General features: G+C 70.8%; 3 protein-coding genes. All 3 read right to left on the bottom strand.

Annotation, left to right across the window (positions count from 1 at the left end; all coding sequences use genetic code 11):
- Window positions 1-205: 205 nt before the first annotated feature.
- The 3 genes from LN037_RS32020 to LN037_RS33085 are packed head-to-tail and all read right to left on the bottom strand — an operon-like array spanning window position 206 to window position 1,664.
- Entirely contained in the window at window positions 206-571 is a 366-nt protein-coding gene (locus LN037_RS32020) for an AMP-binding enzyme (RefSeq protein WP_230761163.1), read from the bottom strand.
- Window positions 571-1,257 carry an AMP-binding protein gene (locus tag LN037_RS33090; RefSeq protein WP_372460584.1) on the bottom strand — a complete coding sequence of 229 codons (687 nt, stop codon included), beginning with the start codon at window positions 1,255-1,257 and terminating at the stop codon, window positions 571-573. The genes LN037_RS32020 and LN037_RS33090 overlap by 1 nt, the downstream gene beginning before the upstream one ends.
- Window positions 1,209-1,664, bottom strand: a complete 456-nt coding sequence (locus tag LN037_RS33085) for an AMP-binding protein (protein ID WP_308286224.1) — start codon at window positions 1,662-1,664, stop codon at window positions 1,209-1,211. Before LN037_RS33085 ends, LN037_RS33090 begins: the two co-directional genes overlap by 49 nt.
- Between the last annotated feature and the right edge of the window lie 406 nt (window positions 1,665-2,070).

Below are 2,070 nucleotides of genomic sequence, written 5' to 3'. Positions count from 1 at the left end.
CCCCGACGCGACGAACCTGACGTGCACCTCGCCCGGACCCGGTTCGTCGACGTCGAGCTCCACGATCTCGAACTCCGTCTGCCCCTTGTCCATGACCGCAGCGCGGGTCTTCATTCGGGTCACCTCTCGGCTCTGTCCACGGAACGCGACCCCGTGATCTAGCTCTCGCGGCGCGGCGGCGTCAAGCGGCGGCCGACCGCCGCCGTCACGGCCTCGGCGACGCCAGGTCGGCGTAGGTGTCCCGGAGCTCGCGCTTGAGGATCTTCCCGCTGGGATTCTTCGGCAGCTCGTCGACGAGCACCACGTACTTGGGCGCCTTGAACCCGGCGAGCCGTCCCCGGGCGTGGGCGACGATCTGTGCGGGGTCCGCCCCGGCTCCCTCGCGGAGCACGACGGCCGCGGCCACCGCCTCGATCCACTCGGGGTGGCTCACCCCGAACACGGCGACCTCGCTGACGGCGGGGTGGGAGTAGATCGCGTCCTCGACCTCGCGGCTCGCCACGTTCTCGCCGCCGGTGATGATGAGGTCCTTCTTGCGGTCGACGATCGTCAGGTAGCCGTCGGCGTCCATCACGCCCAGGTCGCCGCTGTGGAACCAGCCGTTCCGGAACACCTCGGCGGTGGCCTCCGGCCTGCCCCAGTAGCCCCGCATGGCGTGCGGGGTCCGGTGGACGATCTCGCCGACCTGCCCGACGGGCACCGGCCGGTCGTCGTCGTCGTGCAGCCGGGTCTCGACGTTGAGGCTCGCCCGCCCGTCGTGCCCGGCTTCGTGATCTGTTCCTCGGGGAACAGCACGGTCGCGTTCGGCGCCAGCTCGGTCTGACCGTAGTAGTTGAACAGCCGGATGCCGGGCAGCCGTTCGCCCAGCTCCGTCAGGACCGCGACCGGCATGATCGCCGCGCCGTAGTAGCCCTTGCGCAGCGAGGACAGGTCGTGCCGGTCGAACGCGGGGGAGCGCAGCAGCCGGATCCACACCGTCGGCGGGCAGAACATCTTCGTGACGCCCTCGGCGGCGACGGTGCGCAGGATCGTGTCGGGGTCGGGGGAGTCGACGACGATACTGGTCGCGCCCAGGTAGACGTCGGGTGTGAGGAAGTCGTGCAGCGCCGCGCAGTGGTAGAGCGGCAGCGCGTGCAGCTCGACGTCGTCGCGGTGGTACTCGCCGTCGACGATGTCGCTGAGGTACTGGGCGATGAGGTTCCGGTTCGTCATGATCGCGCCCTTGGGGGCCGACGTGGTCCCGCTCGTGTAGAGCAGCTGGACCGGGTCGTCGTCGCCGATCTCGACGTCGGGCTCGGTGGCGTCGTCGTGCTCCAGGAGCCGGTCGAACGACGTCCAGCCCGCCCGCCGATGACCACCCCGATCGCGATCGCCACCCGGGCCGCCCCGAGCGTGTCGACCAGCGCGTCCTCGACGATCACGGCACGCGCCCCGCTGTCCTCCAGGACGTAGCGCACCTCGGGCGCGGTGAAGTTGAAGTTCACCGGCACCGAGATGGCCCCGATCCGCGCCAGGGCGAAGTAGGCGACGACGAACGCGTAGGAGTTGTGGGAGAAGATCGCGACCCGGTCGTTGCGCGCGACCCCGCGCTCGACCAGCGCGTTCGCGACGCGGTTGGCGTCGGCGTCGAGCTCGGCGAACGTGCGCCGGACGTCGCGGTGCACGACCGCGGTCTTCGTCGGGACCTTCCCGGCGGTGCGGGACAGGATCGTGCCGACGGCCTGCCGGCGGGCCCGGGCGACGTCGGGGGTGTACGGCGGCCAGGGGCCGGTCGAGATCGTCCACCCTCGCTCCGACGGCTCCGGCGGTCGTCATCAGGCTGATCCTCGCGGCCGTGGGTGGGGTTGGGAAGCACCCGGCGGGACCCGTCGTCAGGACCTTGACGCCGCTTCGCCGGGGGAGCTACCACCGACGTGATGACGGTCCCCCCGTCGTGACGAGCCCGGAGGGTGATCGATGAAGACGCGCGCCGCAGTGATGGACAAGGGTCAGAAGGAGTTCGAGATCGTCGAGCTCGACGTCGACGAGCCGGGTCCGGGCGAGGTGCACATCACATTCACCGCCTCCGGC

The organism is Actinomycetospora soli (assembly GCF_021026295.1).
Taxonomy (GTDB): domain Bacteria; phylum Actinomycetota; class Actinomycetes; order Mycobacteriales; family Pseudonocardiaceae; genus Actinomycetospora; species Actinomycetospora soli.
This window is presented reverse-complemented; position numbering and strand designations above follow the sequence as displayed.